The organism is Streptomyces sp. RPT161 (genome assembly GCF_027533845.1).
Classification (GTDB): domain Bacteria; phylum Actinomycetota; class Actinomycetes; order Streptomycetales; family Streptomycetaceae; genus Streptantibioticus_A; species Streptantibioticus_A silvisoli_A.
The window spans coordinates 1-1,909 of sequence record NZ_JAPZVN010000064.1 but is presented as its reverse complement, the minus strand read 5'-3'; the positions used below and the strand labels follow the sequence as shown (position 1 = coordinate 1,909).

The following is a 1,909-nucleotide window of genomic DNA, read 5'->3' as shown; positions in this document are numbered from 1 at the left end:
TCCCAACTCCGACAACTCAGCGGCGAGTTCGGCAGCACCCGGAGCCTCAGTCCCCCGACGCGACACCAACAACAGATGCCGCACCCCACGCTCGCCCACCAGATGCCGAGCGAACACACCACCCAACTCACCACTGGCACCCGTGATCAACACCGTGCCATCGGCACCGAACTCAACCTCATCGCCCTCAGCCGTGGCCCGCACCAGCCTCGGGGTCAGTACGCGACCGTCGCGAACGGCCAACTCCTGCTCCGGCAGGCCCAGCAACGCGGGATCCAGCTTCGACACGGAAGGGTCGAGGTCCACCAGGACGAACCGGCCCGGGTTCTCCGACTGCGCCGAACGCACCAGACCCCGTACCGCCGCACCCGCAAGGTCCTCCGGACCGCGCGTGACGAACACCAGCCGCGACGCGGCGAACCGCTCGTCCGCCAGCCACTCCTGGAGCAACACCAAAGCCAGCCGCGTCGCCGCATGCACATCCGCGACCGAAGCCGCCGCAGCCGACGTCAGACCGTCGACAACCACGTTGGCCGGCACCGGAGTCGCCAGCGCAGCCAGCCCCTCGGCCCCAAGCGACACACACGCCGGCCGCTCGACGGCCTCCGGCACCGTCAGCTCGCTCCACCCCACCCGGAACAGCGACTCCGCCACGCCGCCTCGGCCGCCGCCCAACTGCTCCGGCGAGACCGACCGCAGGGCCAGCGCGTCCACCGACGCCACCGGCGCACCCGCCGCATCGGCGATCTCCAGCGACACCGCGTCCCGCCCGGCCGAAGCCAACCGCACCCGCAGCGCCGAGGCGCCGACCGCGTGCAGGGCCACCCCCGACCAGGAGAACGGCAACCGCCCCTGCCCGGTCTCCTCGACCAGTCCACCGAGCCCGATGCCGTGCAACACCGCATCCAGTAGCGCCGGATGCAGGCCGAAGCCAGCGTCCCCGGCGCCCTCCGGCAGGGCGACCTCGGCGAAGACCTCATCGCCACGCCGCCACGCCGCCCGCAGGCCCTGGAACACCGGCCCGTAGGCGAACCCGGCAGCGGCCAGGCCCTCGTACAACCCGTCGACGGCCACCGACTGCGCGTCGGCCGGAGGCCACGCGCCGAAGTCGAACGACGCCTTCGACGCGCCCTCGGCCAGCACACCCGTCGCATGCCGCAGCCACGGTTCCTCTTCCGAGGCGTGGTCGGCACGGGAGTGGAAGGTGATGGACCGGCGACCGGCGTTGTCCGGGGAACCCATCGCGATCTGGAGCTGCACCCCACCCCGCTCGGGCAGCACCAGCGGTGACTCCAGGGTGAGTTCCTCCACCAGGTCGCAGCCCACCTGGTCCCCGGCGCGCACGGCGAGTTCGACGAACGCGGTGCCGGGCAGCAGTACCGCGCCCATCACGGCGTGATCGGCAAGCCACGGATGTGTGTCAAGCGACAGACGGCCGGTGAACAGGAAGCCGTCGGCGTCCGCCAGCGACACCGCGGCGCCCAGCAACGGATGCTCCGCCGAACGCAGACCGGCCGAGGTCACATCGCCAACGGCGGTACCCGCGTCCAGCCAGTAGTGCTGGTGCTGGAAGGCATACGTGGGGAGATCCACCCGGCCCGCACCCGAGCCGTCGAAGTACCCGGCCCAGTCAACGGCCACCCCACGCACATGGGCTTCGGTCAGGGCAACGGTCAGCGATTCCGGCTCCGGGCGGCCGTCGCGCAGTACGGCGAGGAACGCCTTGCCGTCGATGTCCGCGACGCAGTCCTGTGCCATGGCGGACAGCACGCCGTTCGGACCCAGCTCGATGAAGGTGCTGACGTTCTGGGCTTCCAGCGCCTGGATGCCGTCGAGGAAGCGGACGGCCTCGCGGACGTGCCGGACCCAGTAGTCGGGCAGGCAGATGTCCTCGGCGGTGGCCAACGTG

Annotated in this window: 1 protein-coding gene; it reads right to left on the bottom strand. The window is 71.3% G+C overall.

The window, feature by feature from the left end; translation table 11 throughout:
* The coding region (locus O5O46_RS34885; RefSeq protein ID WP_269859702.1) for a polyketide synthase dehydratase domain-containing protein at positions 1-1,909 on the bottom strand (1,909 nt) is incomplete at both ends.